The organism is Candidatus Frankia nodulisporulans (genome assembly GCF_902806475.1).
Classification (GTDB): Bacteria; Actinomycetota; Actinomycetes; order Frankiales; family Frankiaceae; genus Frankia; species Frankia umida.
In genome coordinates, this window is record NZ_CADCWS010000403.1 from 1 (window position 1) to 2,441 (window position 2,441).

Consider the following 2,441-nt stretch of genomic DNA (forward strand, 5'->3'; position numbering starts at 1 on the left):
GAGTCCCGAGGTGATCCGCATCCATCCGCACCGGATCATCAGCTGGAACCTCGGCACCGACGGCGCTCGCAGCTCCCGCCGCACAGTAACTCCCACGGCACAGTAACTCCCACGGCACAGTAACTCCCACGGCACAGGGGCTCCCACCGCGCCGGGCCCGGCCGAGTCCTGATTCGGCCACGCGAGCCCACCACCGCACCCCTCGCGGACACTTATAGTCGCGGCCCAGACGCGATAGGTTCACGTCCCGGCTGCTACCACACGTCCTTCTCCCGGACCATCGAGAGACGCGGACGCAGGACGGGCGGGCCGCGGGACGCGGCAGGTGCCAGAACAGGGAGCGACGGAATGTGCAGGCTCTTCGGACTGATCAGCGCCCCGCGGGCCACCCGGGCCACGTTCTGGCTGTTGGACGCGCCGGACAGCCTCGACGAGCAGAGCCACCAGAACCCGGACGGGACGGGCCTGGGCTACTTCGACTCCCGTGGACAGCCCGAGGTGTTCCGCCAGCCGATCGCGGCCTGGCAGGACCGGCAGTTCGCCGCGCAGGCCCGCCACGCCCGGTCGACCGCCTTCGTCGCACATGTGCGGCATGCCTCCACCGGTGAGATAGCGGTACCCAACACCCATCCGTTCGAGCGTTCGGGCCGGCTTTTCGCGCACAACGGGGTGATCGAGGGCCTGGACGTCCTGGAACGCCATCTCGGCGCGGCCGGGATGGCCGACATCGGCGGAGCCACCGACTCCGAGCGACTGTTCGCCCTGGTCGACCGGGAGATCGACAACGCCGGTGGGGACGTCACCCGCGGCATCACCACCGCGGTCCGCTGGGTGGCCGGCGCACTGCCGCTCTACAGCATCAACCTGCTGCTGGCCACCGCCACCGACCTGTGGGCCCTGCGCTACCCCGACACCAACCGGCTCTACCTGCTGCGCCGTCCCGCCGGTGGTCAGCACGGCGATCGGGCCCTGCACCACGCCGACGCGACCGGCGCGACCCGGGTGCACGCCCCGGATCTGACGGCGGCCCCGGCTGTCGTCGTCGCGAGCGAGCCGATGGACGAGCACCCCAGCTGGCGGGCACTGGCCAGCGGCGAGCTCCTGCACGTCGGTGCGCACGGCGAGGTGACGTCCACGATCGTCCTGCCCGACCCGCCGGCCCACCCTCTCGCCCTGACCGACCTGCGCCCCGCGGCCGCCGCCTCCCAGCACACACTCTGACCGGCACACGCCCTGACCGGCACCGACCGCGTCCGAACCGTGGCTGGTTCGAAGCGAGGCGTCGAGCCGATGCGCGGCTGATCCGGTCCATGCCCGCCACCGCGACGCGACGCCGGATAGCGGCAACCTCATCGACGCATTCTTGCCCATCAGGCCGCCAGTAATGATAATGCGCCTGGAAAGGCGCATGCACATCCGGTGGAACGTCACTCCCGGCCATCCGCACAAGGCACCGTCGGGCGCGGTGAGAAGGATTTATCACCGCGGTAACCCGGATGCAGGGGCGGGTCAACAGAAGACCGACACCATCGTCTGTGTGGTCGACAAAAAGCGGCTGGTTGTCGTGGGTAACGGAATGGTCGGGCAGCGTTTCGTCGAACAGCTGCGCGCACTCGACAGCGCCCGGGTCTGGCAGATGACGATGTTCGGCGCCGAGCGCCAACGCGCCTATGACCGGGTGGCGCTGTCGTCCTGCTTCGACGGCGTCGACCCGCGGGACCTCGATCTGGTGGCCGACGACTGCTACGACGGCCAGGACTACGTCCTGCACCTGGCCGAATCCGTGATCGCCCTCGATCGCGACGCGCGGACCGTGACGACCAGTCGCGGCCGGACGGTCGGTTACGACGTTCTCGTCCTGGCCACCGGCTCGTCCGCGTTCGTCCCACCGGTGCCCGGCGCCGCCCTGCCGGGCTGTTTCGTCTACCGCACCCTGGACGACCTGGCCGCCATCCGCGCCGCCGCCGAACGCGCCACCGGCCACGCCCCCGCGCGCGGCGGCCCACCACGTGGGCTCGTCGTCGGCGGTGGACTGCTCGGTCTGGAAGCCGCCCGCGCGCTGCGTCAGCTGGGCCTCGCCGTCCACGTCGTCGAGATGGCGGACCGGCTCATGCCCCTGCAGGTGGACGTCGGCGGCGGCGCTCTGCTGCGCCGACTTGTCGAGCACCTCGGCGTCACTGTTCACCTGGGTACCTTCGCCGCCGCGATCACGGCCCCACCAGCAGCCGCCGAACCGGCCACAGACACCGAACCGATCACAGCCACCAAACCGCCCCTCGGCACCGAGCCGCCCACAGGCACCGAGCCGCCCATCGGCGGTGCGGCGGCCGTCGCCACCGCGGGAGCCGGGGGTGACGGACCGGCGGGGGGCACGTCCCGCCCACTGACGGTGTCGCTGGGTGACGGGACGGCGTTGGCGGCGGATGTCGTCGTCTTCGCGG

The 2,441-nt window shown here is 71.2% G+C and carries 2 protein-coding genes; both read left to right on the plus strand.

Annotated elements, in window-relative coordinates; all coding sequences use genetic code 11:
* Window positions 1-348 precede the first annotated feature (348 nt).
* Window positions 349-1,221, plus strand: a complete 873-nt coding sequence (locus tag G6R24_RS20250; RefSeq protein ID WP_163550731.1) for a class II glutamine amidotransferase — start codon at window positions 349-351, stop codon at window positions 1,219-1,221.
* A gap of 316 nt (window positions 1,222-1,537) precedes the next feature.
* The coding region (locus G6R24_RS20255; RefSeq protein ID WP_225438852.1) for an NAD(P)/FAD-dependent oxidoreductase at window positions 1,538-2,441 on the plus strand (904 nt) is incomplete at its 3' end.